Raw genomic sequence first — 25,981 nt, 5'->3', positions numbered from 1 at the left:
GCGTACGTGCGGTACTTCGGGGTCACGCCACCGTCCCTAGGGCCGCCGTCCGCTATGTCTCGGCCTCCGCGAGTGGGACTGTGTGCTATGTCTCGGCCTTCGCGAGTGGGACTGTGCGCTATGTCCCGGCCTTCGCGAGTGGGACTGTGCGCTATGTCTCGGCCTCCGCGAGCGCGACCGTGCGCGATGCCAGCTCGCTGATCTGTACCCCGTCGAAGCCGAACACCGCGCTGCGGACCGTGTCCTCCAGCGGATCCTTCCACTGGGATGGGACGGCCTCGGCCCCGCACAGGACGCCCGCGACGGAGCCCGCGGTCGCCCCGTTCGAGTCGGTGTCCAGGCCGCCGCGGACGGTCAGCGTGATGGTGCGGGTGAAGTCGCCGTCGCCGTACAGGAGCCCCGCGGTCAGGACCGCGGCGTTCGGGATCGTGTGGATCCAGCCGAGGCCCGCGGTCTCCTCACCCACGGTGCTGAGTGTGTCCTCCCAGGGCATCCGGGTCTCGTGGAGCGTGAGCACCCGGCGCACGGTGCGCGCGAGGCGGCTGCTCGCGGGGATGACCGTGAGCGCCGTGTCCAGCGCCTGCCGCACGGTGGGGGCGGTGAACGCCGCGGAGATCAGCGCCGCCGCCCACATCGCGCCGTACACGCCGTTGCCGGTGTGGGAGAGGACGGCGTCCCGGCGGGCCAGGGAGGCCGCACGGCGCGGCTGCCCGGGGCTGGTCCAGCCGTAGACGTCGGCGCGGATGAGCGCACCGATCCACTCCTGGTAGGGATTCTCGTACGTCGCCGTCAGCGGCGGTTTCAGCCCATTGGCGAGGTTGCGGTACGCGGCCCGCTCCGCCGTGAACGTCTGCAGATACGGCAGCCGCAGCAGCCACAGATCACCGACCTGCTCCGTGCTGAAGGAGAAGCCGTGGGTCTCCAGGAGGTCGAGCCCGAGGATGGCGTAGTCGACGTCGTCGTCACGGCAGCTGCCGTGAATACGGCCGCGTACGCACTGCCGCCACTCGGGCCGCAGCTCGAACTCGCCGCCGCCGTCGTCAGGGCCGCCGTCGGCGGTGACGGGTTCGGGCAGGTAGTCGGTGAGTGGCAGGGCCGCGGCCTGCCGCAGATAACGGTCGATCCGGTCCCGCGTCCAGTGGTCGCCCTGCTCGACCGGCTTGCCGAGCATGTTGCCGGCGATCCGGCCCAGCCAGCCCCCGAGGATGCGGTCGGCGAGCTCAGTGCCCACAGGGGTCATAGCTCTGGTTTACCCAATTCCGGGCGGGCACGCGCGGTATTCCGGGAGCCGGACAATCGGGGAGCCGTGTGGTTCCGCGGGCGGGCGGGGCATGACGGCGGGGGCTCCCTCCGGTTAAGGTCGCAGCGGCGCGACTGCCTTGACGTGAGCAAGGCCCGGAAAGCAAGGGGAATGCAAGGTGGCGGACGCTGCAGGGAATCGGACTCCGCGTGTGCTCATCGCCGCGGACAAGTTCAAGGGATCGCTGACGGCCGTACAGGTCGCGGAGCGGGTCACGGCGGGACTGCGCCGGGTCGCGCCGCGCGTCGAAGTCGAGTCGCTGCCGGTGGCCGACGGCGGCGACGGCACCGTCGACGCGGCGGTCGCCGCGGGCTTCGAGCGGCGTGAGGTGCGGGTGGCCGGGCCGCTGGGTGACGAGGTGACCGCGGCGTATGCGCTGCGCGGTGACACCGCGGTCGTGGAGATGGCGGAGGCGAGCGGGCTGCAGCGGCTGCCCGCCGGGGTCTTCGCGCCGCTCACGGCGTCCACGTACGGCTCTGGCGAGCTGCTGCGCGCCGCGTTGGACGCCGGTGCGCGCACGATTGTGTTCGGCGTTGGCGGTAGCGCCACGACGGATGGTGGAGCGGGGATGTTGTCCGCGCTCGGGGCGCGTTTTCTGGACGCGGAGGGGGAGCCGGTGGGGCCGGGTGGGGGTGCGTTGCGTGACGTGGTGACCGCCGATTTGTCCGGGCTGGACCGTCGCCTCTTCTCGGCTTCGCCCTCGAGCTCGGCTTCCGTGGACTTCGTCCTCGCCAGCGACGTGGACAATCCGCTCACCGGGCCCAAGGGCGCCCCCGCCGTCTACGGTCCTCAGAAGGGGGCGAGCCCTGACGACGTGGCCGTCCTCGACGCTGCCCTCGCCCACTTCGCCACCGTCCTGGAGAAGGCAGTCGGCCCCAAGGCCGCCGCGTACGCGGCAGCCCCCGGTGCCGGGGCCGCGGGTGGGATCGGATACGGGGCCCTCGTGCTCGGCGCCCGGTTCCGGTCCGGTATCGAGGTCATGCTCGATGTGCTCGGGTTCGCGTCCGCGCTGGACCGGGCCACGCTGGTGATCACCGGTGAGGGGTCGCTCGATGAGCAGACCCTTCATGGGAAGGCTCCTGCCGGTGTCGCCGCGGCCGCGCGTGCGGCGGGCAAGGAGGTCATCGCCGTCTGCGGTCGGCTCGCCCTCCCTCCTGAGGTCCTCGGTAAGGCCGGCATTCGCCGCGCCTACCCGTTGACCGAGCTGGAGCCCGACGTCGCGAAGTGCATCGCGGACGCCGGGCCCATTCTGGAGCGGGTGGCGGAGAACATCGGGCGGGACTTCTTGAGCGACGGGCTGGGGTGAGTGGGGGGTTTCTTCGCCCCCTCCGCCCCTACCCGTCCCGTATCTGGGGGGCTCTGCCCCCCAGACCCCCCGTGTCGCGCTGACGCGCTCGTCCTCAAACGCCGGACGGGCTGAAAGACATCGCGCTTCGCGCTCGTCCTCAAGCGCCGGACGGGCTGAGACTTGCCGGCCGGAGCTGAAAACTCAGGCCGCCGCTCCGCCTCCCGCCAACCGATACGCGTCCAGCGCCAGCGTCATCTCGATCAGGTCCCTGGGGCGGGCCAGGGACCTGGACGTCAGTTGTTCCAGGCGCCGCAGGCGGTTGAACACCGTGTTGCGATGGCAGTACAGACGCCCCGCGGCCCGGCCCGCGGAACCTTCGCAGGCCAGCCACGCGTCGAGCGTTTCGAGCAGCACCGCCCGATCCGCCGGCTCCAGCTCCAGCAGCGTTCCGAACACGTCCGCGACCAACCGCCCCGCGAGCTCCGGCTGGCTCACCACCAGGGCGGTCGGCATCCGCTGATCGAGGCGTACGACATCCGTCGCGTCCGGCGGGCAGGTGCGTAAGGCCAGTTCGGCCATCCGCCGCGCCCGCCCCAGCTCGGCGAGGCCCGACACCACCGGACTGATACCGCCCGGCCCCGAGCACCGTCCGTCCAGCAGGTGCGCCACCGCGTCGAGACCCTGACCGGGGCCCAGTGCCACCACGCCGATCTCACAGTCGGCCCGCATCCGCCAGATGAAACGGAGCCCGGCTCCCAGCAGGGGCCGGGGAAACGCCTCCCGCCCGTCGCGGCGCTCGGCACGCAGCACCACCACGGCATACGGCCCGCGCTCCGGCAGATCGAGCCCCGCGGCCGCCCGCGCCGCGAGTCCGGGCGCCTCCTGTCCTTCGAGCAGGGCGTCGAGCAGGGCCTGCAACCGCTCGTCCGTACGGCGCCGCAGCTCCCGCTCCGTGGCAAGGTAGGCCTCCGACGCGATGGTGGCCTGCGCGTCCACGGCCGACCACACCATCGTCGCGGACCGCATCAGCGCCGCGAGCCGCTCGGGCTCGCGGCCCACCGCGCTCTCCAGCAGCGCGTCCCACACGAGATAGCCCGCGGCACGGTAGGCGTGCACGAGCAGTTCCAGCGGCAGCCCCTGCTGGGCCCGGCGCCGGCCCGCCTCCTCGGCGTGCTGCAGGTCGCGGCGCGGCGAGTCCCGTGGCGCGGTGATCGTCTCGATGCCGACACGCATCGCCGTCTCCGCCTCCCGCCACTGCTGGTCGTACGGCAGCACCTGTCCGTAGACCGGGGAGTACTCGGTGAGCTGCCGCAGATGCTCGTCGACGAGTTCCGGCAGCCGTTCCAGCAGAGCCGTGCAGGCCTCCGCGAGCAGTTTCCAGTCATGACCGGTTCGCGGTCTGCGCCCTCCCATGGCCGGAGGATGCCACCGAGGGACGCTGCCGGACAGGCCCCTGACGCGCGGTGTTGTGCGCGCGCACAACCGGCTGCCGCCACCTCTGGGCTCCCGCCGCGTTTCGCCCGCGTGCCGTGGACGGGCGTCCCCGCCGGTGGTGAGGTGAGCGCCACACCGAGTGAGGAATGGGGGGTGCCATGGGCGGTTCCGCTCTTCTTGTGCGGGATCTGTCGGTCGGATACGGACCCGTGCGCGCACTGCGTCAGGTGTCGCTGGAGGTGCCCGAGGGAGCCGTGGTGGCGGTCCTCGGCAGCAATGGCGCGGGCAAGTCGACGCTGCTGCGGGCGGTGTGCCGGACCCTCTCCTTCCATGGGGGAGCGGTGACTGGCGGCACGGTCAGCCTGGGCGGGCGCCCGCTGGACCGGCTGGCGCCGGACCGGGTGGTCGCCGCCGGGGTGTCCCAAGTCCCGGAGGGGCGGCGGGTGTTCGCCCGGATGACGGTCGCGGACAATCTGCGCGCCGGGGCGCTCGGCGGCCCCGGCGGCCGGGCGGACCGGGCCCGCGCCCTGCGCCGCGTGCACGACCTGTTCCCCGTGCTCGCCGACCGGGCCCAGCAGCGGGCCGGCCTGCTGTCGGGCGGGGAGCAGCAGATGCTCGCGGTCGGGCGGGCGCTCATGGGCGCCCCGAAGGTGCTGCTCCTCGACGAGCCCTCGCTCGGGCTCGCCCCGCTGATGGCCGCGCGGATCGCCGACACCGTACGGGAGATCAACGAGCAGGGCACCTCAGTCCTCCTCGTCGAGCAGAACGCCGCCCTCGCCCTGCGGCTCGCTTCCCGCGCGTACGTCCTGGAGGTCGGCGAGGTGACCCTCTCCGGTCCCGCGGACGAGCTCGCCGCCTCCGACGAGGTGCGCCGTCGCTATCTCGGCGTGGTCGACGAGGACGCGGCGGCCGACGCGTCCTCGTCGGCGCGCGGCGGACTTCCGGCCCTGTCGCGCTGGAAGGGGTGAGCCCCACCGTGGAAAGCCCTGAAAACGCCGGGACGTCCGACGCCGCACAGGCTCCAGCATCAGGCGGCGTCCCCGAGCCCGCCGAAGTCCCCGAGACCGCCGGAGCCCCCGAGGGCCCCGAATACCCCGAGGGCCCTGAAGCCCTTGAAACCGCACACCCACCCGCAGCCCCCGACGTCCCGCCGCTTCACGTCAGGGACGTGACGGTCCGCTTCGCCGGGCTGACCGCGCTGGACGGGGTCAGCTTCACCGTGCGTCCGGGCACCGTGCACGCTCTCATCGGACCCAACGGCGCGGGAAAGTCCACGTGCTTCAACGTGCTGTCCGGTGTCTGCCGGCCCGCTGCCGGCAGCGTCCGCTTCGGCGACCAGGAGCTGACCGGCCTGCCGCCCCACCGCATCGCGGAGCTTGGCGTCGCCCGTATCTTCCAGAACCTCGCCCTGCCCCCGCACGCCACCGTCGAGGACTGCCTGCTGCTCGGCCGCCATCGGCTGACCCGTACCGGTTTCCTCGCCGCGGGACTGCGGCTGCCCACGGCGGCACGCGAGGAGCGGCGGCACCGCGAACGCGTCCGCGAGATCGCCGCGTTCGTGGGCCTGGAGCGCCACCTCGACCGGCCCGCGGGGTCGCTCCCGTACGGGCAGCAGAAACTCGCCGAACTCGCCCGGGCCCTGTGCATGGAGCCGCGGATCCTGCTCCTCGACGAACCCGTCGCGGGCATGACCGCCGACGAACGGCGCCGTACCGCCGCGGTCGTCGCCGGGGTCCGCGACAGCCTCGGCATCTCGATCGTCCTGGTGGAACACGACATGGGGGTGGTGATGCGGCTCGCGGACGCGGTGACCGTACTGGACTTCGGGCGCCTGATCGCCGACGGCGCCCCCGGCGACGTACAGAACGATCCCGCGGTGGTGCGTGCCTACCTGGGTGAGCGCACGGACGGAGAGGGGACCGTTTCATGAGCACCTTCGCCGAACTCCTGCTCAACGGCGTCTCGTTGGGCTCCGTCTACGCCCTCATCGCCCTCGGCTTCGTCGTCATCTTCCGGGCCACCGAGGTCGTCAACTTCGCCCACGCCTCGCTGCTTCTCGCGGGCGGCTACGTCACCGCGACCCTCCACGACGACATCGGCTTCTGGCCCGCCCTGCTCGCCGGTGTCGCGGGCGCCGCGCTGGTGGGGGCCGCCGTGGAGTTCTTGGTGATGCGCCGCTATCGCGGCTCCGACCACAGTGTCCTCGCCATCGTCACCATCGGCGTCGACATCCTGCTCACCACCGAGCTGACCCGCCGCCTCGGTACGGACGTCCTGGCGCTGGGCGATCCGTGGGGCGACGCCGTGCTCACCGTCGGGCCGGTCTCCCTCGCGCACACCCGGATCGCGGCCTTCGTCGCCGCGGCCCTGCTCATCACGGTCTTCCTGCTGGCCTTCCGGTACACGTCCTGGGGCGTGGCGATGCGCGCGGCCGCGGAGAGCCCGGAGACCGCGGCTCTGATGGGCGTGCGGCTCGGCCGGGTGTCGCTCGGGGCCTGGGCGGTGGCCGGGGGACTCGCCGCCGTCGCCGCGCTGTTCCTGACCGTCTTCCCGACACCCGGCCTGGAACGGGCCACGTCGCTCGCCGCGCTGAAGGCGTTCCCCGCGGCGATCCTCGGGGGCCTCGACTCGACGACGGGCGCGCTGGTCGGCGGCCTTCTCGTCGGCGTCACCGAGTCCCTGGCGACCGGCTACCAGAGCGACCTCACCTTCCTCGGGCGCGGCCTCGGCGACCTCGCGCCCTACCTGGTCATGGTCGCGATCCTGCTCATCCGGCCCGCCGGGCTGTTCGGCACGAAGGAGCTCGCCCGTGTCTGAGGTCCTCACCCGCGAAGAGGCGAGCGGCGCGCCCCGGCCCGCTCGCGGCCCCGCCCTGCGGCTGCCCGGCTCCCGGGCGTACGGGTGGACCGCCGGCGGCGTCCTGCTGCTCGCCCTGCCCTTCTACCTCGACCGCTTCTGGCTCCAGGCCGGCCTGTTCGCGATGGCCGCGGCCATCGGCGCGATCGGCATCAACCTGCTCACCGGCGCGACCGGGCAGCTCTCCATGGGGCACGCCTTCTTCCTCGCGGTCGGCGCGTACGGCTACTGCGTGTTCGCCGCCGACGGAGGCGACGGCCTGACCGGCCTGGGGCTGCCGACCTGGCTCGCGGCCGTGCTCGCAGTCGCCCTCTCCGGGCTCGCCGGAGGCCTGTTCAGCCCGATCGCGGGGCGGCTGCGCGGCGCCTACCTCGGCATCGCCACGCTCGCCCTGATTTTCATCGGGCAACACGTGCTGTTCAACGCGCGCGATCTCACGGGCGGCTTCAACGGCCGTGACGTACCGTCGTTCAGCGTCTTCGGCCTCACCTTCGACGACCGTGAACTCGTCGTCGCCGCCGTGCCGTTCGGATCCGCCGAGAAGCTCTGGTACGCGGGTCTGGTACTGCTCCTCGGCTGCGGGCTCTTCGCCCGCGGGGTGCTGCGCGGTCGCCCCGGCCGCGCCATGAACGCGATCCGCGACCACCGGATCGCGGCCGGAGTGATCGGCGTGCCCGTCGCCCGCTACCGCGCCGCCGTCTTCGTGCTCTCCTCGACGTACGCGGGCCTGGCCGGGGTGCTGCTGGCCCTGGTCTTCCAGCGGACGGTGCCCGACTACTTCGGGATCGCCCTCTCGCTGGAGTACCTCGCCATGATCGTGATCGGCGGGCTCGGCTCGGTCGCCGGGGCGGTGGTCGGGGCCGCGTTCGTCTCCCTGCTGCCGCAGCTGCTGACCCACTACAGCGACGCGCTGCCCCTCGTCTCGGACCCCGGAACGGGCGGGGTCGCACCGGGCGAGGCATCCCGGTATCTCTACGGCGCCGCCGTCGTGGCGGTGGTGCTCTTCCTGCCGGGCGGCCTGGTCAGGGTGGCCGCCGCCCGGCGTCGCGTCAGGCCCAGCGAAGGGGCTCCTCCGGGGGCCGCTCCAGGGTCCATTCCAGGGTCCACTCCAGGGGAGGAACGATGAGGACGACACAGACGGCCAGGCTGGCCGCGGGGGCGCTTGCCGTACTGCTCGCGCTGGCCGGCTGCAGTTCCAAGGCCAAGGACGGCGACGACGACAAGCAGGCGGCCGGCGGGGTGAAGACCGGCGACGGGGTCTCCGGCAAGACGATCAACCTCGGGGTGCTCACCGACATGACCGGCGTCTACGCGACCCTCGGCAAGAGCGTCACCCAGGCCCAGCAGCTCTACGTGAAGCAGGCCAACGCGCAGGGCGGCGTCTGCGGCTACAAGCTCGCGCTCACGGTGCGCGACCACGGCTACGACCCGCAGAAGGCCGTCTCCGGGTACACGGAGCTGGAGCCGAAGGTCCTGGGCTTCACGCAGTTCATCGGCTCGCCCTTCGTGGCCGCGGTCAAACAGCGCGTCGACGGCCAGGACAAGGGTCTCGTCCTGCCGCAGGCCTGGTCGGCCACCCTGCTGGGCAGCCCGTACATCCGGGTCATCGGCTCGACGTACGACATCGAGACCATCAACGCGATCGACTTCCTGATGCAGGAGAAGGGCCTCAAGAAGGGCGACAAGATCGGCCATGTGTACTTCGAGGGGGACTACGGCGAGAACGCGCTGACCGGATCGACGTACATGGCGAAGCAGTCGGGGCTCACGGTCGTCGAGCAGAAGATCAAACCGACGGACAACGACATGACCGGCCAGGTCGCCGCGCTGAAGCAGGCGGGGGTCAAGGCGATCGTGATCAGCGCGGGCCCGCGTCAGGCCGCCTCACTCGTCGGTGTCGCGGCGGCCGGCAAGTTCAATGTGCCGATCATCGGCAACAACTCGGCCTTCTCCCCGCAGCTGCTCGCCACCCAGGCGGGCCCCGCCCTGACGGCGAACTACTACGTGGCCTCGCCCTCGCTGCCGATCGGGGCCGACACCCCGGAGGCGAAGAAGCTTGTCGAGGACTACCAGGCCGCCTATCCCAAGGACTCCCTGGACAACGGCGTGGTGGCCGGCTGGACCGCGGTCTCCGCGTTCGGCGAGGCCCTGAAGAAGGCGTGTGAGGCCAAGGACCTCACACGTGAGGGCGTCGACAAGGCCCTGCTGACCATCGACGCCTTCGACGTGGGCTTCGGCATCACCCAGGACTTCAGCGACCCGAAGGCGCCGTCCTCCAAGCAGAGCGTCATCCTGCAGCCGGACAAGAACGCTGTGGGCGGCATGAAGGTCGTCCGCGAGGCCGCGGCCTCGTCCGCCGCCGAGGGCTACACCCCCGGAGCCTGACACCCTCGCTGACGTCCGCGTGACGTCCCTCGACCGATGTCGAAGGGCCCCGAACCAGATGGTTCGGGGCCCTTCGACGACGTACAGGGCGGGCGTTAGGGCAGCTGCGCCGCGCGGGCCTCGCGACGGTTGTCCCGGAAGTTGTTCACCTTCCGGGCCGTGGCGAAGAGGGGAATGACCGCACCCATGACCAGCTGCAGCGCGCAACCGGTCTGCAGGAGCAGCATGCCGCTCGGGGCGTCGAAGGCCCACGCCGCCAGCAGCCCCATGCTGAGCACGATCCAGGAGAGCATCGCCACGGCGAGGCGCCCTCGCGGCTTGGGGTACTCGACCCGGCTCACCATCAGCCAGGCCGTGCCGAGGATCGCCATCAGGGTGGCCGGGAAGGGAAGCTCCAGCAGCACGATGGAGACCACCGTCAGCGCCCCGAACGGCGACGGCATGCCCTGGAACGTGCCGTCCTTGACCGTGACGCAGGAGAAGCGCGCCAGTCTCAGCACCACGGCCAGCAGGACCACGATGGCCCCCACCGCCGCCACCCGCTGATGCGCGTCGTCCGCGACCATGCCGTAGACGAGGACGAAGTACGCCGGCGCCAGACCGAAGCTGATCAGGTCCGACAGGTTGTCCAGCTCCGCGCCCATGGGGGAGGAGCGCAGCTTGCGGGCGACCAGACCGTCGAAGAGGTCGAAGACCGCCGCGCAGAGCATGAGGATGACGGCCGTGGCGGCGCTGTGCCGCGCCATGCCCGTCTCCTGGCTGCCGGTGAGGTGCGGGATCAGAATGCCGGTGGTGGTGAAGTACACCGCCATGAAGCCGCACGTGGCGTTGCCGAGGGTGAGGGTGTCCGCTATCGAGAGGCGGAGAGAGAGGGGCATCTCCTCCTCTTCATCCGCCTCGTCGTCCTCGGGTACCCAGCCGGCCTGTGTCTCGGGATCAATCACGGTCAATTCGAGTCACCCCAGCCACGGTCTTCTGACCGACCTCCACGTCGACCTCGACACCCTCGGGGAGGTAGATGTCGACGCGCGAGCCGAAGCGGATCAGACCGATCCGCTCGCCCTGCTCGACCTTGGTGCCCTGGGGGATGTACGGGACGATGCGACGGGCGACCGCGCCGGCGATCTGGATCATCTCGATGTCGCCGAGCTCGGTGTCGAAGTGCCAGACGACCCGCTCGTTGTTCTCGCTCTCCTTGTTGAACGCCGGCACGAACCCACCGGGGATGTGCTCGACCGACGTCACCGTGCCGGAAAGCGGCGCACGGTTGACATGGACGTTCAACGGGCTCATGAAGATCGCGACGCGAGTGCGTCCGTCCTTCCACGGCATGATGCTCTGCACCACACCGTCGGCGGGCGAGATGACCCGGCCCCGGGCGATCTCGCGCTCGGGGTCGCGGAAGAACCACAGCATGCCTGCCGCGAGCGCGGTGGCGGGTACGGCCACGGCCTTGGCGGCGCCGGAGCGGCGCGCGCGGACCAGGCTGAGTGCTGCGGTGGCAACGGTCGGGAAAAGCCACGGCGATGCTCCGCGCGCGAGGCGGACCCGGCCGCGAGGTGCAGAGGTTTGGCTGTGGGGCATGGATGACCTTCGTAGCGGATGATGCCGCGCTGTAACGGGGGACGGCGGCTTTCCCGGGATCGTACCGGTCGCGGGCCACAACTGGGCAAGCCAAGCTGCCGAGTCGACGGCCGAAGAGTGCTGACGGGGTGTGATCTTCTTCTCGAAGAAAACACCCCGAACTCAGACATCTAGCCCTGGAGTCGATACTCTTCGAGCAACCTGCGCCCGATGATCATTTTCTGGATTTCGGCGGTCCCCTCTCCGATCAACAGCATCGGAGCCTCGCGGTAGAGGCGCTCGATCTCGTACTCCTTGGAGAAGCCGTAGCCGCCGTGGATCCGGAAGGCATCCTCCACGACCTCCTTGCAGTATTCGGAGGCGAGGTACTTCGCCATGCCCGCTTCGAGGTCGTTTCGCTCCCCGGAGTCCTTTTTGCGTGCAGCGTTGACCATCATGGCATGGGCGGCCTCGACCTTGGTAGCCATCTCGGCAAGCTTGAACTGGATGGCCTGGTGCTGGGCGATCGGCTTGCCGAAAGTGTGACGTTGCTGGGCATAGGAGACGCCCAGCTCGAACGCACGCTGGGCGACGCCGCAGCCACGGGCCGCTACATTCACGCGGCCGACCTCGACTCCGTCCATCATTTGGTAAAATCCCCGGCCGGTGGTCCCGCCCAGCACCCGATTGGCCGGAATGCGCAGTCCGTCCATGATGAGCTCGGTCGTGTCGACGCCCTTGTAGCCCATCTTGTCGATCTTCCCGGGGATGGTGAGGCCGGGGCGGACCTCTCCGAAGCCGGGCTCCTTCTCGACCAGGAAGGTCGTCATCGACTTGTGGGGCGCGGTCCCCTCGGGGTGTCCTTCGTCGCTTCGGACGAGAACGGCCACCAGAGTCGAAGAGCCGCCGTTCGTCAGCCACATCTTCTGACCGTTCAGGACGTACTGGTCGCCGTCCTTGACCGCCTTCGACGTGATCGCCGACACATCCGAGCCAAGGCCCGGCTCCGACATCGAGAACGCGCCCCGCACCTCGCCGAGCGCCATGCGCGGCAGGAAGTAGTCCTTCTGTTCCTGCGTGCCGTGCTGCTTGAGCATGTACGCCACGATGAAGTGGGTGTTGATGATGCCGGAGACCGACATCCAGCCGCGGGCGATCTCCTCGACGCAGAGCGCGTAGGTGAGGAGCGACTCGCCCAGGCCCCCGTACTCCTCCGGAATCATCAGGCCGAAGAGGCCCAGTTCCTTCAGCCCGTCGACGATCTGCTGCGGGTACTCGTCGCGGTGCTCCAGCTCGGTCGCGACCGGGATGATCTCCTTGTCCACGAAGTCGCGGACGGTGGAGAGGATCTCCTGCTGGATGTCGGTCAGACCGGCGGTCTGGGCGAGTCGCGCCATGGCTACTTCTCCGTCTTTCCCGAAGGGGCGTTCAGTTCCGGGCGGCCGGGCTGCTCGCCGCCGCGCTCCTTGATGTACGTCTCGGTGGGGACCATCACCTTGCGGCGGAACACGCAGACCAGCGTGCCGTCCTGCTTGTAGCCCCTGGTCTCGACGTAGACGATCCCGCGGTCGTTCTTCGACTTCGAGGGCGTCTTGTCGAGGACCGTCGTCTCGCCGTAGATCGTGTCGCCGTGGAAGGTCGGCGCCACGTGCCGCAGCGACTCGATCTCCAGGTTGGCGATCGCCTTGCCCGAGACGTCCGGGACCGACATGCCGAGCAGGAGCGAGTAGATGTAGTTCCCGACGACGACGTTCTTGCCGAAGTCCGTCGTGTTCTCGGCGTAGTTGACGTCCATGTGGAGCGGGTGGTGGTTCATCGTCAGGAGACAGAAGAGGTGGTCGTCGTACTCCGTGACCGTCTTTCCGGGCCAGTGCTTGTAGACCGCGCCGACCTCGAACTCTTCGTACGTGCGTCCGAACTGCATGGTGCTCAGGCCTCCGGGGCTTCGAACGTGCTGGTGCGCTGCATGCCGGCGGCCCGGCCCTTGCCCGAGATGACCAGCGCCATCTTGCGGCTGGCCTCGTCGATCATCTCGTCGCCGAGCATCGCGGAGCCCTTCTTGCCGCCGGCCTCGGACGTGTAGTACTCGTACGCGTCCAGGATCAGCTCGGCGTGGTCGAAGTCCTCCTGGGAGGGCGAGAAGATCTCGTTGGCCGCGGCGACCTGGTCCGGGTGCAGCACCCACTTGCCGTCGAAGCCGAGGGCGGCGGCGCGCTGGGCGACCTCGCGGTAGCCCTCCTGGTTGCGGATCTGGAGGTAGGGGCCGTCGATCGCCTGGAGGTTGTGCGTACGGGCGGCCATCAGGATGCGCATCAGGATGTAGTGGTACGCGTCCGCCGGGTAGCCCGGGGGCTGCTCGCCGACGACGAGCGACTTCATGTTGATCGACGCCATGAAGTCGGCCGGGCCGAAGATGATGGTCTCTACACGCGGCGAGGCAGCGGCAATGTCGTCGACATTGACCAGACCCTTCGCGTTCTCGATCTGCGCCTCAATACCGATCTTGCCGACCTCGAAGCCCATCGTCTTCTCGATCTGCGTCAGCAACAGGTCGAGCGCCACGATCTGCTGGGCGTCCTGCACCTTCGGCAGCATGATGCAGTCGAGGTTCTGGCCCGCGCCCTCGACCACCGTCACGACATCGCGGTACGTCCACTCGGTCGTCCAGTCGTTGACGCGCACGACCCGCGTCTTGCCAGTCCAGTCGCCCTCGTTGAGGAACTTGACGATGGTGTGCCGCGCCTCGGGCTTGGCGAGCGGGGCACACGCGTCCTCGAGGTCGAGGAAGACCTGGTCCGCGGGGAGGCCCTGGGCCTTCTCCAGGAAGCGGGGGTTGCTGCCCGGAACCGCGAGGCAGGAGCGACGCGGACGCAGACGGTTGATCGAATCAGAGGAGCCGGTCGCGGAGCGACCGTCAGGCAGGGTGGTGGTGGGCGACGGGTGGGCGGTCATGCGGGGACCTCCAGGGGGTCGAGCTTGTTCGCTTTCCGGATCTCGTCGACGATACGGCCGATGATTCCCGTGATGTCGAAGTCCTTCGGGGTGAAGACCGCGGCCACTCCCGCGGCCCGCAGTTGTTCGGCGTCGGCGTTCGGGATGATCCCGCCCGCGATCACCGGAATGTCGGCCGCTCCGGCCTCGCGCAGCCGCTCCAGCACATCCGGCACCAACTGGGCGTGCGAGCCGGACAGGATGGACAGGCCGACACCGTGCACGTCCTCGGCGACGGCCGCGTCCACGATCTGCTCGGGCGTGAGCCGGATGCCCTGGTAGACCACCTCGAACCCGGCGTCGCGGGCCCGCACGGCGATCTGCTCGGCGCCGTTGGAGTGCCCGTCCAGGCCCGGCTTGCCCACCAGGAAGCGGAGCTTGCCGACGCCGAGGTCCTTCGCGGTCAGATCCACCTTGCGGCGCACCAGCGCGAGCGCGGTGCCCTCCTCGGCGGTGACCGCGACGGGCGCGGAGGAGACACCGGTCGGCGCGCGGAACTCGCCGAACACCTCGCGCAGGACCCCGGCCCACTCGCCGGTCGTGACACCGGCGCGGGCGCACTCCAAGGTGGCTTCCATCAGGTTGGCGTCGGTGGCGGCTGCGTCTCTCAGCCGCCCCAACGCCCTGCACCGCCGCGAGTGGTTGAAGGGCGGCTGTTGGCGTCCTCGCTCGTCCGAAGGCGGGCGATTCTGGTCCGTACCGCGGTTGGGTACCACCATGGGTTCCTGCTTCGCGGGCCTCTGCCGATCCCCAGAGGGCGCGGTCTTACACAAGCCTCCACAGGCGTCACCTTCCGCCTGCCCGGCGGTAGGTCCTTCAACTGCGTTGTCGGACAGGGCGACTTTATCGGCATTGCGGCGCCAATCACGCAGAGCCTGAACTACCCGGGCCTCGACTGCCGGGTCGACCGTGTGGATCGCGGCGTCCAAGTCGGCCGTGAGCGGGTTCGGCTCGGTCGACTCGAAGATGTTGACACCGACGATCTTCTCCTGACCGGACTCGATACGGCCCCGGCGCTCGGCGTGCGAGGAGACGAGCTGCGACTTGAGGTAGCCGGACTCGACGGCGGCCATCGCGCCGCCCATCTCCTGGATCCGCTCGATCTCGGCCAGCGACTCCTCGACGAGAGCCGACACCTTGGCCTCGATCACATGCGAACCCTCGAAGATGTCCTCGTACTCCAGCAGATCGCTCTCGTGCGCCAGCACCTGCTGGATGCGCAGCGACCACTGCTGGTCCCAGGGCCTGGGCAGGCCCAACGCCTCGTTCCAGGCGGGAAGTTGCACGGCACGCGCGCGTGCGTCCTTCGAGAGCGTCACGGCCAGCATCTCGAGCACGATCCGCTGGACGTTGTTCTCCGGCTGCGCCTCGGTCAGACCGAGGGAGTTGACCTGGACGCCGTACCGGAAGCGCCGCTGCTTGGGGTCCTCGATGCCGTACCGCTCGCGCGTGATCTTGTCCCAGATCCGCCCGAACGCCCGCATCTTGCACATCTCCTCGATGAAGCGGACGCCCGCGTTCACGAAGAAGGAGATACGGGCGACGACGTCACCCTTGCGGTCCTCGGCGATCTGGCCCGACGCGAACACCGCGTCCAGGACGGCGATCGCGGTGGACATCGCGTACGCGATCTCCTGGACCGGCGTGGCGCCCGCCTCCTGCAGGTGGTAGCTGCAGATGTTGATCGGGTTCCACTTCGGGATGTGGTTCACCGTGTAGGTGATCATGTCCGTCGTCAGGCGGAGCGAGGGACCCGGCGGGAAGACGTGCGTCCCCCGCGAGAGGTACTCCTTCACGATGTCGTTCTGGGTCGTCCCCTGGAGCTTGGTGATGTCCGCACCCTGCTCCTCGGCGACGACCTGGTAGAGCGCCAGCAGCCACATGGCCGTGGCGTTGATGGTCATCGAGGTGTTCATCTGCTCCAGGGGGATGTCCTGGAACAGACGGCGCATGTCACCGAGATGGGACACCGGCACCCCGACCCGGCCGACCTCGCCGCGGGCGAGGATGTGGTCGGGGTCGTAGCCGGTCTGCGTCGGCAGGTCGAACGCGACCGAAAGGCCGGTCTGGCCCTTGGCGAGGTTGCGCCGGTACAGCTCGTTCGACGCCTCGGCCGTGGAGTGACCGGCGTACGTGCGCATGAGCCACGGCCGGTCTTTCTGGCGCTCTGTCATCTGGGGACCTCAGATGTTCCGGAAGCGGTTGATGGCGTCGATGTGCTGGGCGCGCTTCTCCTCGTCGCGCACGCCCAGGCCCTCGCGGGGCGCCAGCGCGAGCACGCCGACCTTGCCCTGGTGAAGGTTGCGGTGCACGTCGTAGGCGGCCTGACCGGTCTCCTCCAGGGAGTACACCCTGGAGAGCGTCGGGTGGATCTTGCCCTTCGCGATGAGCCGGTTGGCCTCCCAGGCCTCGCGGTAGTTGGCGAAGTGCGAGCCGATGATGCGCTTCAGGGACATCCACAGGTAGCGGTTGTCGTACTCGTGGTTGTAGCCCGAGGTCGAGGCGCAGGTGACGATCGTGCCGCCCTTGCGGGTGACGTACACGGAGGCGCCGAAGGTCTCGCGGCCCGGGTGCTCGAAGACGATGTCGACGTCCTCGCCGCCGGTCAGCTCGCGGATGCGCTTGCCGAAGCGCTTCCACTCCTTCGGGTCCTGGGTGTGCTCGTCCTTCCAGAACTTGTAGTCCTCGGCGTTGCGGTCGATGATCGCCTCGGCGCCCATCGCCCGGCAGATCTCCGCCTTCTGCGGGCTGCTGACGACACAGATCGGGTTGGCGCCGCCGGCGAGCGCGAACTGCGTGGCGTACGAGCCGAGTCCGCCGCTCGCGCCCCAGATGAGCACGTTGTCGCCCTGCTTCATGCCGGCGCCGTTGCGGGACACGAGCTGCCGGTACGCGGTCGAGTTGACCAGACCCGGAGCGGCGGCCTCCTCCCAGCTCAGGTGATCCGGCTTCGGCATCAGCTGGTTGGACTTGACGAGCGCGATCTCGGCGAGGCCGCCGAAGTTCGTCTCGAAGCCCCAGATGCGCTGCTCGGGGTCGAGCATCGTGTCGTTGTGCCCGTCGGAGGACTCCAGCTCGACGGACAGGCAGTGCGCGACGACCTCGTCACCGGGCTTCCAGGCGTTGACGCCGGGGCCGGTGCGCAGGACGACGCCCGCGAGGTCGGAGCCGATGATGTGGTACGGCAGGTCGTGGCGCTTGGTGAGCTCGCTGAGCTTGCCGTAACGCTCCAGGAAGCCGAAGGTCGGCAGCGGCTCGAAGATCGAGGTCCAGACCGAGTTGTAGTTCACGGAGGAGGCCATGACGGCCACCAGGGCCTCGCCAGGGCCGAGTTCCGGCACCGGCACGTCGTCCAGGTGGATCGACTTGCGGGGGTCCTTGTCGCGGGTGCTGAGCCCGGCGAACATCTCCGTCTCGTCCTTGTGCACGGTGATCGCGCGGTACGAGTCGGGGAGCGGCAGAGCGGCGACGTCGGCAGACGTGGCCGTCTGCGACTGAATCGCGTCCAGGATTTCCTTCACGGTGTTGCCTCCGGCGATAAGCGTCTGAGGGGAGACGCTGAGGGTTACGTCGGTGCTGCTGCTGAGGGGTGTGCCGTCGGTTCGGCGGAGGTGGTGCTGTTGGCAGCGCTTTGTGGCGCAGGAGGTTGCCTGTGACGCAGGCGTCCGGGCGCGCTCGCCATGCGGCTTGCGGGGACAGCCGGCGTACGAAAGGTCTCTGCACGCCGGCCGCCCGGACACCTTCAACGTATGGCACGCCGTGTCACCTGACAAGGCACGGAGTGCCAAAAATTGCGCTCAGGTGAAATCTTTACGTAACAGATGAGCGATGATCGATCAGATGCGCCCGCAAAACACCCAGATCGGGACGCAAAAACGCCGGACGCGCTCAAGGCCCGTCCGGCGATTGAGGACAAGCGGCGGAGCCGCGGTGTTCTGAGAGAAGTCGCTACGACCGTTCCTTGAGCGCCTGCTCGATGGTGCGCATGACCTGGTCCAGGGGCGCATCGACCCGGGCCACGGTCACCAGGACATCCCCCTCCGTGAACGAGGAAGCGGGCGCCGACCGAGGCGCAGCCTCGCGCCCGGCGCCGATCCCCGTGCCGAACGCCTTGCGGACGATGGCGAAGGCGTGGTCCAGCTGGGCCTCCACGTCGCCCTGACCGCCGGCCCGCAGCCAGCGCCGCAGGACGTGGTTGTGCGCCGTGACCACGGCCGACGCGGCGACCTCCGCGAGCAGCGGATCGTCGTTGGCGTCGTCGTCGTGCGCGTGCTCGTCGAAGTGGCCCAGGAGATAGCGCGTGAAGAGCCGCTCGTACCGGGCCACCGAGGCGATCTCGGCCTCCCGCAGCGTCGGCACCTCGCGGGTCAGCTTGTAGCGCGAGACGGAGATCTCGGGCCGGGCCGCGTACATCTTCATGACTTCCTTGATGCCACGGCACACGGTGTCGAGCGGGTGCTCATGGGCGGGTGCCGCGTTGAGCACCGCCTCCGCCCGGATCAGTGTGTCGTCGTGGTCCGGGAAGATCGCCTCTTCCTTGGAGCGGAAGTGGCGGAAGAAGGTACGGCGGGCCACCCCGGCCCGGGCGGCGATCTCGTCGACGGTGGTCGCCTCGTAGCCCTTGGTCGCGAACAGCTCCATGGCCGCGGCCGCCAGTTCTCGGCGCATCTTGAGCCGCTGCGCGGCCGCGCGACTGCCTGCGGCGCTTTCCGGCGCGTCGGGCGTGGCTGGTGTACGTGAGGACTTGGCGGGCTGGGACATGACCCGAACGTACTGCATGTGCGCAGGAGAGCGTGCATGTCCGGGGATCCCCCCGCCCGCGACGGGCGGGGGGTTACCGGTCGGGTCGAGCAGTCCGCCCCAGTCGGCGCTGTCTCTGAACCAGTCGCCCGGGCGCTCAGCGCCGGGCATATTCGCGGAAGCCGCGGCCCGTCTTGCGGCCGAGGCAGCCCGCGGCCACCAGATGCTCCAGGAGCGGCGCCGGGGCCAGGCCCGGGTCACGGAACTCGCGGTGCAGAACCTTCTCGATGGCCAGGGAGACGTCGAGCCCGACCACGTCCAGGAGCTCGAACGGGCCCATCGGGTACCCGCCGCCCAGCTTCATCGCCGCGTCGATGTCGTCAAGAGACGCATAGTGCTCCTGCACCATCTTGATCGCGTTGTTGAGATACGGGAACAGCAGCGCGTTGACGATGAAACCGGCACGGTCACCGCAGTCGACGGCATGCTTCTTGATCTTGACGCAGACCTCGCGAACCGTTGAGTGGGCGTCGTCCGCGGTCAGCACCGTACGGACCACCTCGACCAGCTTCATCGCGGGCGCCGGGTTGAAGAAGTGCATCCCGATCACGTCCTGCGGGCGCGAGGTGACGCGGGCGCAGGCGACGACGGGCAGCGAGGAGGTGGTGGTGGCGAGGATCGCGCCGGGCTTGCAGACCTTGTCGAGAGTGGCGAACAGCTGCTGCTTGATCTCCAGCTCCTCGGCGACCGCCTCCAGCGCCAGATCGACCTCGGCGAAGGCGTCGTACGTGCCCGCCGGGGTGATCCGGTCCAGGGTCTGTGCCGCCGCCTCGGCCGTCATCCGGCCCTTGTCGACAGAACGCGAAAGCGACTTGGCGATACGGGACTTGGCCGCCTCTGCCTTCTCCTCGCTGCGGGCGGCGAGGACGACCTCGTAACCGCCCTTCGCGAAGACCTCGGCGATACCGGACGCCATCGTGCCGGAGCCGGCGACGCCGACGGAGCGGACGGTGCGGCCCGGGGCGAGCGCGGCCCCCTCCAGCGGTGTCAGCGCGTCGCGCACGACGGTGGCGCTGCCGGGAGCCTCGTACGTGAAGAAGCCGCGCCCCGACTTCCGGCCGGTCAGGCCCGCCTCGCTGAGCTGCTTGAGGATGGGTGCGGGAGCGTGCAGCCGGTCGCGTGAGGCGGCGTACATGGCCTCCAGGACCGTCCGCGCGGTGTCGACGCCGATCAGGTCGAGCAGCGCGAGCGGGCCCATGGGCAGCCCGCAGCCGAGCTTCATCGCGGCGTCGATGTCCTCGCGGGAGGCGTACTTCGCCTCGTACATCGCGGCGGCCTGGTTGAGGTAGCCGAACAGCAGCCCGTCGGCGACGAATCCGGGCCGGTCTCCGACCGCGACGGGCTCCTTGCCGAGTTCCAGCGCGAGGTCGGTGACCGCGGCGACGGCCGACGGTGCGGTCAGCACCGAGGAGACGACCTCGACCAGCCGCATGGCCGGGGCCGGGTTGAAGAAGTGCAGGCCGAGCACGCGCTCGGGGCGGGCCGAGTCGGCGGCGAGGCGCGTCACGGACAGGGCGTTGGTGCCGGTCGCGAGGATCGTCTCCGGGCGCACGATCCCGTCGAGCGCCCGGAAGACCTGCTGCTTGATGTCGTACGACTCCGGCGTCACCTCGATGACCAGGTCGGCGTCGGCCGCGGCCGCGAGATCGGTGAACGTACGGAAGCGGGAGAGGACGTCGCCGCGCTCCTGCTCGGTGAGACGCTCGCGCCGCACGGCGCGGGCGGTCGAGGCCTCGAGCGCGGTGACGGCCTGGGTGGTGGCGGCCTCGCTGATGTCGATGCCGATGACCTCGCGGCCGGCCCGGGCGAGGACCTCGGCGATGCCGGTGCCCATGGTGCCGAGGCCGACGACGGCGACGGTCTTGAGCTGGGACAGAGGGATGTCGGACTGGGGAGTGGCCATCGCGGGACTCCTGAGAGAGGGTGACGACTGAGGTGCGCACGTGGAAACGCCAATAGGCGCACACAGTGCGGAGGTTGCGGGTGTTGCCGGGCTGACGAGCGCACACGCCCGGTGCCGTCCTGGGTCGCCGACGAACGGACGCCGCAGGGAACGGTGTTGCCGACCGGCCCTGTCCCGGAGCCGTGTCGTACTCAGGTACGTGAAGTACCGAACCGACTTCCCCCACTGCCCTAAGGGCGTGGGGGGTGCCCCCATCACGGCGGCTGCGTCACCAGGCCGCCATGAATGAGTGCGCGAGTGGGTAACTCGCTCGTCTGAGCTTAACCCGCCAGTAACGAGCGCGCCAGCCCTGAGTTTGTGATGCCCATCCCCGGAGCCGTACGGGCTTCTCCAGGATCGACCGGCTTCTCTAGGCTCGGCGCCATGAACCAAGCGTTGCGATCACTCACGGAGCGTTTACGGACCGAGGCCGGGGCCTCGGCGGCGTACGACCGTCTCCTGGCGACCGAGGACGTGGACGAGCTGGCGGCCGCGCTGACCGCGCCCGGACAACCGCTGTGGGCCCGGGAGTTGGTCGCCTTCCGGCTCGGGGTCGCCGGAGACCGGCGGGCCTTCGAGGCGCTCGTCCTGCTGCTCAACCACCGCGATCCACAGCGCTGCGCGTCCGCCGCGTACGCCCTCGCCCGGCTCGGCGACCCCCGCACGGCGCGCGCGGCGGCCGCACTCGCCACGAACGAGCTGCGTGTCGCCTACGCGCTCCACCCGGTACGGCTCCTGGTCGAGCTGCGCGCCCCCGAGGCCGTGCCCGCGCTGATCACCACCCTGGAGCGCAGGCTGCGCCCGCACGACCCGTACCGCCGAGTCGCCCTTGCGTGCGTGGAGGGTCTTGGCGCGCTGGGGGACGTACGCGCGAGACCCGTCCTCAACGAGGCGCTGGCGCATCCGGCACTCGCGGAAGCGGCCGTCCATGCGCTGGCGCGGCTGCCCAAGGCCTAGGCCCGCCCGCTGTCTGCGCAACTGGCCGTGCACACGGCTCAGTTGATGCCGTGACCGGTTGATGCCGTGACCGGTTGATGCCGTGACCGGTTGATGCCGTCACCGGCTGACGCCGTCACCGGTCAGCGAGCGGACGTAGCGCACCTCGGGCACCGCGACACCGTCCACGTCGAAGGGCTCCTCGGCGCCGTCGGGGCCGAATCCGGCCCGCTCGTAGAAACGGCGCGCCAGGGTGTTCTCCTTGAGCACCCACAGCAGCATCCGCTCGTACCCGGCCGCCGCGCACCGGCCGACCGACTCCCGCAGCAGCGCGCGCCCCACCCCCTCTCCGACCCGGTCGGGATGCACATAGATCGCATACAACTCGACGTCCTCGGTGCGGACTTCACCGTCCCGGTACGGCCCGTGGCAGGCCCAGCCGACGACCTCGCCGTCCTGCTCGGCGATCAGGTCCACGACGGCCCGGTCACCCCGCTCGACGTACGTACGCCGCCGCGCCGCGTCCTCCTCCACGCTGAGCGTGTCGAGGTACGGCTGCGGTATGAGCCCCTTGTAGGCGGTCTGCCAGCCGCGGACGCGGATCTCCGCCACGCGATCGCAGTCGTCGAGGGTCATCGCGCGGACCCGGAGCCGACTCACTCGCCCAGCCGGGACTGGGGTGAGGGGGCGCGGGGCGGCGGGGGCGGCCCCGTCGGGGGCGGAAACGCGCGTCAGCTCACTCATGCGTCCATGGTGGACCACGGGTCTGACAATGCCCCCGACGGGCCATTGCTCAGCGGCGGTTCAGCCCCGGAAGCCGAGCAGTCCGTGCAGCGCCGAGCCGCGCGAGGCGGTGGACGCCGCCTTGGTGGCGGGCGGCTCCGGGTCGGGCAGCTTCTTGCACACCGCGTCGACCTCGCCACCGCTGCGCGGCACCTTGCCGTTGGTCAGATACGCGGCCAGGTGCTTGTCCAGGCAGCCGTTGCCGCTCAGCGTGATGCCGTGGTTCCCGCCGCCCTGCTCGACCACCAGGCTGGAACCGCGCAGTTGGCGGTGGACCGTCACGCCGCCCTGGTACGGGGTGGCCGCGTCGTTCGTGGCCTGGAAGAGCAGCACCGGCGGCAGGGCGTGGTTGGAGACGTCCACCGGGTGGAGCGAGCGGGTCGGCCAGAAGGCGCACGGCGCGTTGTACCAGGTGTTGTTCCAGGTCATGAACGGCGCCTTGTCGTACACCGCCCAGTTGTCCTTGCGCCACTGGTTCCAGTCGCGCGGCCAGGAGGCGTCACGGCACTGCACCGAGGTGTACACGCTGTAGCCGTTGTCGCCCGATGCGTCGACGGCACCCAAGTTCTCGTACGCCTCGACGAGCGCGTCCGCGTCCTTGGCGTTCACGTAGTCAGCGAACGCCTGGGCGAGATGGGGCCAGTAGCCGTTGTAGTAGCCGCCGGGAATGAAGGTGTCCTCCAGTTCGGAGGCGCCCACCGTCTTCTGTGCCGGCTTCTTGGCGAGCGCCGCGCGCATCGCGTACCACTTGGCCTCGACCTTGGCCGGGTCGGTGCCGAGCTTGTACGTCGCGTTGTGCTGGGCGACCCAGGCGAGGAAGGCGAGGTGGCGGTCGTCGAAGGCGTAGTCCTGCCCGAGGTTGTCCTCGTACCAGACGCCGGTGGGGTCGACGATGGAGTCCAGGACCAGGCGCCGCACCCGGTGCGGGTAGAGCTTCGCGTACACGGCGCCCAGGTAGGTGCCGTAGGAGTACCCGAAGTAGTTGATCTTCTTGGCGCCCAGCGCGCCGCGGATCGCGTCCATGTCCCGGACCGCGCTCACGGTGTCGATGTACGGCAGCAGGCTCGCGTACTTCTTGCCGCACGCGTTGGCGAAGGCCTTGGCGCGGTCGAGGTTGGCCTTCTCGATGGCCGGGGTGCTCGGCACGGAGTCCGGGCGTACCGGGTCGGAGTGCCCGGGCTTGCAGTTCAGGGCGGGCTTGCTCTTTCCGACGCCGCGCGGGTCGAAGCCGATGACGTCGTACTGCGCCGCCACCTTCTTCGGCAGCGAGGACGCCACGAACCCGGCGAGGGTGAGTCCGCTGCCGCCGGGACCGCCGGGGTTCACGAGCAGTGGCCCCTGGTACGTCTTGGCGGTGTGCGGGACGCGGGACAGGGCGAGGGTGATCTGCTGACCGTGCGGGTTCGCATGGTTCAGTGGCACCTTCAGGGACGCGCACTGCAGCGCCGGATAGTGGCTGGTGCCGCACTTCTTCCACGTCAGCTTCGCGGTCTGGGTGGTGCGCGGTGCGGTCGCGGGGCCGGCGCTCGCGTCGGCGGGGATCGACGTGGTCATCCCGGCCAGCACGGCGGCTGCCCCGCACAGAGCAGCGGCGCGTTTCTTCATAAGGCCTCCCAGGACGGAGGATGTTGAGCCGTGCACGCCACGGCCTTCGCCGCATCGTCCCGGAAAGGAGGCCCGGAAGAACTCGTTCTGACAAGACTTGACCCGATTGAGCCACGGGATGCGCTCGGATGCCGTCAGAACTGTTCACAGGTCGGTCAGAAATGATCTCGTGTGCTCTCGACGGATGGTGAAGGATCGTCAGAGCAGGGTGAGCTGAGTCGGCTCCGGAATCGCGGGCGGCTCGGCGGGAGCGGTGATCCTGCGCGGCATCCCCGCGCACGTGGGGCCGATGCCGTACTCCTGGGCCAGTTCGTGGACCTGACGGGTGATCCGGCGCTGGTACCACTTCGGGGCGTAGGCGCCCTCCGCGTACAGCCGCTCGTAACGGCGTACGAGGTAGGGGTGGTGGTGCTCCAGCCATGCCATGAACCACTCGCGGGCGCCCGGCCGCAGATGCAGCACGAGCGGGGTCACCGAGGTGGCGCCGGAGGCCGCGATCGCCCGTACGGTGGCGCGCAGTTGGGCTGGATGATCGCCCAGGAACGGGATCACGGGGGCCATCAGGACGCCGCAGCCGATGCCGTGGTCCGTCAGCGTGCGGACGACGTCCAGACGGCGTTCCGGGGCCGGAGTGCCCGGCTCGACGGTGCGCCACAGCTCGGGGTCGGTGAAGCCCACGGAGACGGAGATGCCGACGTCGGTGACCTCGGACGCCTGCTTGAGGAGGTCGAGGTCGCGCAGGATCAGCGTGCCCTTCGTCAGGATCGAGAAGGGGTTCGCGTGGTCGCGCAGGGCCGCGATGATGCCCGGCATGAGGCGGTAACGGCCCTCCGCCCGCTGGTAGCAGTCGACGTTGGTGCCCATCGCGATGTGCTCGCCGTGCCAGCGGTGCGAGGCGAGCCGGCGGCGCAGCAGGTCCGGCGCGTTGACCTTCACCACGATCTGGGAGTCGAAGTCGAGTCCCGTGTCGAGGTCCAGATAGCTGTGCGTCTTGCGTGCGAAGCAGTAAACGCACGCGTGCGTGCACCCCCGATACGGGTTGACCGTCCACTCGAAGGGCATGCGGGAAGCCCCCGGTACGCGGTTCACGATCGACCGCGCCCGGATCTCGTGGAAGGTGATCCCGCGGAACTCCGGTGTGTCGAAGGTGCGGGTGGTCACCGCGTCCGCGCCGAACAGCGCGGCGTTCCGGGCGGGGTCCCCGGCGGGGCCCACTGTGAGGTTCTCCCAGCGCATGACGCCTCCTCGATAGCACTGGCCACAGAATAGAACACATGTTCCCTTGATCGTGCGCGGAGTGCCTTTCCGGCAAGGGGTTGAGTCGAGGGGTCGGGAAGGATGGCTGGGTGAGCAGACAGCGGAAGGTGTCACGGCAGGTGTCGGTGGACGAGCAGATCCAGGTCGTGTTGGCCGTGTTTAAGGGGGAGTTGTCGCCGGCCGAGGCAGCACGTCGGCATGGGGTGTCCTCGGCGACGGTGGGCAACTGGCGGGACGGTTGGTCGACGCGTTCGCCGACGGCGACCCGCTGTTCTGTTCCGCCACACCTACTGCACTCTGCGACCCCACCAGGCCCTCGACGAACGCACACCACGTGCGGCATACCTCGCCGTCGAACACTGCGGTTGGCGTGTAGCCTTTGGCGGACCCGGTACTTGACTGGGAGGTCCTGACATGGCCAGTAAGTTCACCGAGCTTGCGATCGACTGTGCCGATCCCAGCGGTCTCGCCCGGTTCTGGTGCTCGGTCCTTGACTATGAGGTGCAAGACGAAGACGACGGAATTGTCACCATTGGCTCCCCTGCGGTGCCTGAAGGCAAGAACCGCCTTGGCCCAGTGCCACCGACGTTGACATTCGCGCGCGTGCCCGAGGGCAAGACCGTCAAGAACAGGCTCCACATCGACGTCAACCCAACCGACAGGGAGCAGGACGAAGAGGTCCGTCGCCTGCTCGACCTAGGTGCTCGACCCGCCGACGTCGGCCAAATGGGCGATGAGAGCTGGGTCACGCTTGCCGACCCGGAGGGGAACGAGTTCTGCGTCCTTGCGGGCCGCCGCCCCTGATCGGAGGCCGCGCCAGACCTACCTCCGGTCGTCTACC

Annotated in this window: 21 protein-coding genes and 2 pseudogenes; 8 read left to right on the top strand and 15 right to left on the bottom strand. The window is 69.7% G+C overall.

From position 1 onward, the window contains the following. Positions 1-151: 151 nt before the first annotated feature. Positions 152-1,240 (bottom strand): ADP-ribosylglycohydrolase family protein, encoded by a 1,089-nt coding sequence (locus C4B68_RS06565; protein WP_099498470.1) that lies wholly within the window; start codon positions 1,238-1,240, stop codon positions 152-154. A gap of 178 nt (positions 1,241-1,418) precedes the next feature. Between C4B68_RS06565 and C4B68_RS06560 the strand changes: the two genes are divergently transcribed. Continuing rightward, positions 1,419-2,606, top strand: a complete 1,188-nt coding sequence (locus C4B68_RS06560) for a glycerate kinase (protein WP_099498469.1) — start codon at positions 1,419-1,421, stop codon at positions 2,604-2,606. Between the two features lie 183 nt (positions 2,607-2,789). On the opposite strand, the gene C4B68_RS06555 is transcribed toward C4B68_RS06560, so the two are convergent. Then, positions 2,790-4,001, bottom strand: a complete 1,212-nt coding sequence (locus tag C4B68_RS06555; RefSeq protein WP_099498468.1) for a PucR family transcriptional regulator — start codon at positions 3,999-4,001, stop codon at positions 2,790-2,792. Between the two features lie 179 nt (positions 4,002-4,180). Here C4B68_RS06555 and C4B68_RS06550 point away from each other — a divergent pair, with 179 nt between their 5' ends. The 5 genes from C4B68_RS06550 to C4B68_RS06530 all read left to right on the top strand — a co-directional run bounded on the left by C4B68_RS06550 (position 4,181) and on the right by C4B68_RS06530 (position 9,263). Beyond that, entirely contained in the window at positions 4,181-4,990 is an 810-nt protein-coding gene (locus C4B68_RS06550; protein ID WP_099498467.1) for an ABC transporter ATP-binding protein, read from the top strand. A gap of 200 nt (positions 4,991-5,190) precedes the next feature. Continuing rightward, a complete protein-coding gene (locus C4B68_RS06545) occupies positions 5,191-5,952 on the top strand; it encodes an ABC transporter ATP-binding protein (RefSeq protein ID WP_099498466.1) in 762 nt (253 codons plus the stop codon). Then, entirely contained in the window at positions 5,949-6,839 is an 891-nt protein-coding gene (locus C4B68_RS06540) for a branched-chain amino acid ABC transporter permease (RefSeq protein WP_099498465.1), read from the top strand. Before C4B68_RS06545 ends, C4B68_RS06540 begins: the two co-directional genes overlap by 4 nt. Continuing rightward, positions 6,832-8,004 carry a branched-chain amino acid ABC transporter permease gene (locus tag C4B68_RS06535; protein WP_373682166.1) on the top strand — a complete coding sequence of 391 codons (1,173 nt, stop codon included), beginning with the start codon at positions 6,832-6,834 and terminating at the stop codon, positions 8,002-8,004. Before C4B68_RS06540 ends, C4B68_RS06535 begins: the two co-directional genes overlap by 8 nt. After that, entirely contained in the window at positions 8,001-9,263 is a 1,263-nt protein-coding gene (locus C4B68_RS06530) for an ABC transporter substrate-binding protein (RefSeq protein ID WP_099498464.1), read from the top strand. The genes C4B68_RS06535 and C4B68_RS06530 overlap by 4 nt, the downstream gene beginning before the upstream one ends. A 95-nt stretch (positions 9,264-9,358) precedes the next feature. Here C4B68_RS06530 and pssA read toward each other — a convergent pair whose 3' ends face one another. The 10 genes and pseudogenes from pssA to C4B68_RS06480 form a co-directional block, all read right to left on the bottom strand. Then, on the bottom strand, positions 9,359-10,141 hold the full coding sequence (pssA, locus tag C4B68_RS06525) for a CDP-diacylglycerol--serine O-phosphatidyltransferase (RefSeq protein ID WP_099498983.1): 783 nt from the start codon (positions 10,139-10,141) through the stop codon (positions 9,359-9,361). Between the two features lie 58 nt (positions 10,142-10,199). Continuing rightward, positions 10,200-10,847 (bottom strand): phosphatidylserine decarboxylase, encoded by a 648-nt coding sequence (locus C4B68_RS06520; RefSeq protein ID WP_099498463.1) that lies wholly within the window; start codon positions 10,845-10,847, stop codon positions 10,200-10,202. Between the two features lie 170 nt (positions 10,848-11,017). Continuing rightward, the gene (locus tag C4B68_RS06515) at positions 11,018-12,223 is read right to left on the bottom strand and encodes an acyl-CoA dehydrogenase family protein (protein WP_099498462.1); all 1,206 of its coding nucleotides are present in this window, start codon (positions 12,221-12,223) and stop codon (positions 11,018-11,020) included. A 2-nt stretch (positions 12,224-12,225) separates the two neighbouring features. Next, positions 12,226-12,750 carry a MaoC family dehydratase gene (locus tag C4B68_RS06510; RefSeq protein WP_099498461.1) on the bottom strand — a complete coding sequence of 175 codons (525 nt, stop codon included), beginning with the start codon at positions 12,748-12,750 and terminating at the stop codon, positions 12,226-12,228. A gap of 5 nt (positions 12,751-12,755) precedes the next feature. After that, positions 12,756-13,778, bottom strand: coding sequence for an HpcH/HpaI aldolase/citrate lyase family protein (locus tag C4B68_RS06505; protein WP_240634200.1), 1,023 nt, complete (start codon positions 13,776-13,778; stop codon positions 12,756-12,758). After that, positions 13,775-14,479: pseudogene (locus tag C4B68_RS44355) on the bottom strand (cobalamin B12-binding domain-containing protein); the annotation flags it as partial. The pseudogene C4B68_RS44355 and the gene C4B68_RS06505, both read right to left, overlap by 4 nt. Positions 14,480-14,611: 132 nt before the next feature. Continuing rightward, positions 14,612-15,991 (bottom strand): annotated as a pseudogene (locus tag C4B68_RS44350) (methylmalonyl-CoA mutase family protein); the annotation flags it as partial. Positions 15,992-16,000: 9 nt separating this feature from the next. Next, on the bottom strand, positions 16,001-17,338 hold the full coding sequence (ccrA, locus tag C4B68_RS06490) for a crotonyl-CoA carboxylase/reductase (RefSeq protein WP_099498460.1): 1,338 nt from the start codon (positions 17,336-17,338) through the stop codon (positions 16,001-16,003). A 427-nt stretch (positions 17,339-17,765) separates the two neighbouring features. Continuing rightward, positions 17,766-18,578, bottom strand: a complete 813-nt coding sequence (locus tag C4B68_RS06485) for a TetR family transcriptional regulator (RefSeq protein WP_240634198.1) — start codon at positions 18,576-18,578, stop codon at positions 17,766-17,768. 136 nt (positions 18,579-18,714) lie between these two features. Beyond that, on the bottom strand, positions 18,715-20,520 hold the full coding sequence (locus C4B68_RS06480; protein ID WP_099498458.1) for a 3-hydroxyacyl-CoA dehydrogenase family protein: 1,806 nt from the start codon (positions 20,518-20,520) through the stop codon (positions 18,715-18,717). Positions 20,521-20,943: 423 nt separating this feature from the next. Between C4B68_RS06480 and C4B68_RS06475 the strand changes: the two genes are divergently transcribed. Then, positions 20,944-21,516 carry an adenylosuccinate lyase gene (locus tag C4B68_RS06475; RefSeq protein WP_099498457.1) on the top strand — a complete coding sequence of 191 codons (573 nt, stop codon included), beginning with the start codon at positions 20,944-20,946 and terminating at the stop codon, positions 21,514-21,516. A gap of 99 nt (positions 21,517-21,615) precedes the next feature. On the opposite strand, the gene C4B68_RS06470 is transcribed toward C4B68_RS06475, so the two are convergent. The 3 genes from C4B68_RS06470 to C4B68_RS06460 form a co-directional block, all read right to left on the bottom strand. Further along, complete coding sequence (locus tag C4B68_RS06470) at positions 21,616-22,131, bottom strand: GNAT family N-acetyltransferase (protein ID WP_240634676.1); 516 nt, start codon at positions 22,129-22,131, stop codon at positions 21,616-21,618. A 168-nt stretch (positions 22,132-22,299) separates the two neighbouring features. Further along, the gene (locus tag C4B68_RS06465) at positions 22,300-23,883 is read right to left on the bottom strand and encodes an alpha/beta hydrolase (protein ID WP_099498455.1); all 1,584 of its coding nucleotides are present in this window, start codon (positions 23,881-23,883) and stop codon (positions 22,300-22,302) included. A 198-nt stretch (positions 23,884-24,081) separates the two neighbouring features. Continuing rightward, entirely contained in the window at positions 24,082-25,119 is a 1,038-nt protein-coding gene (locus C4B68_RS06460; RefSeq protein WP_099498454.1) for an Rv2578c family radical SAM protein, read from the bottom strand. 435 nt (positions 25,120-25,554) lie between these two features. On the opposite strand from C4B68_RS06460, the gene C4B68_RS06455 reads away from it, so the two are divergent. Continuing rightward, positions 25,555-25,944, top strand: coding sequence for a VOC family protein (locus tag C4B68_RS06455; RefSeq protein WP_099498453.1), 390 nt, complete (start codon positions 25,555-25,557; stop codon positions 25,942-25,944). The last annotated feature ends 37 nt before the right edge of the window (positions 25,945-25,981 follow it).

The sequence above is a fragment of the Streptomyces dengpaensis genome (assembly GCF_002946835.1).
Taxonomy (GTDB): Bacteria; Actinomycetota; Actinomycetes; order Streptomycetales; family Streptomycetaceae; genus Streptomyces; species Streptomyces dengpaensis.
This window is presented reverse-complemented; position numbering and strand designations above follow the sequence as displayed.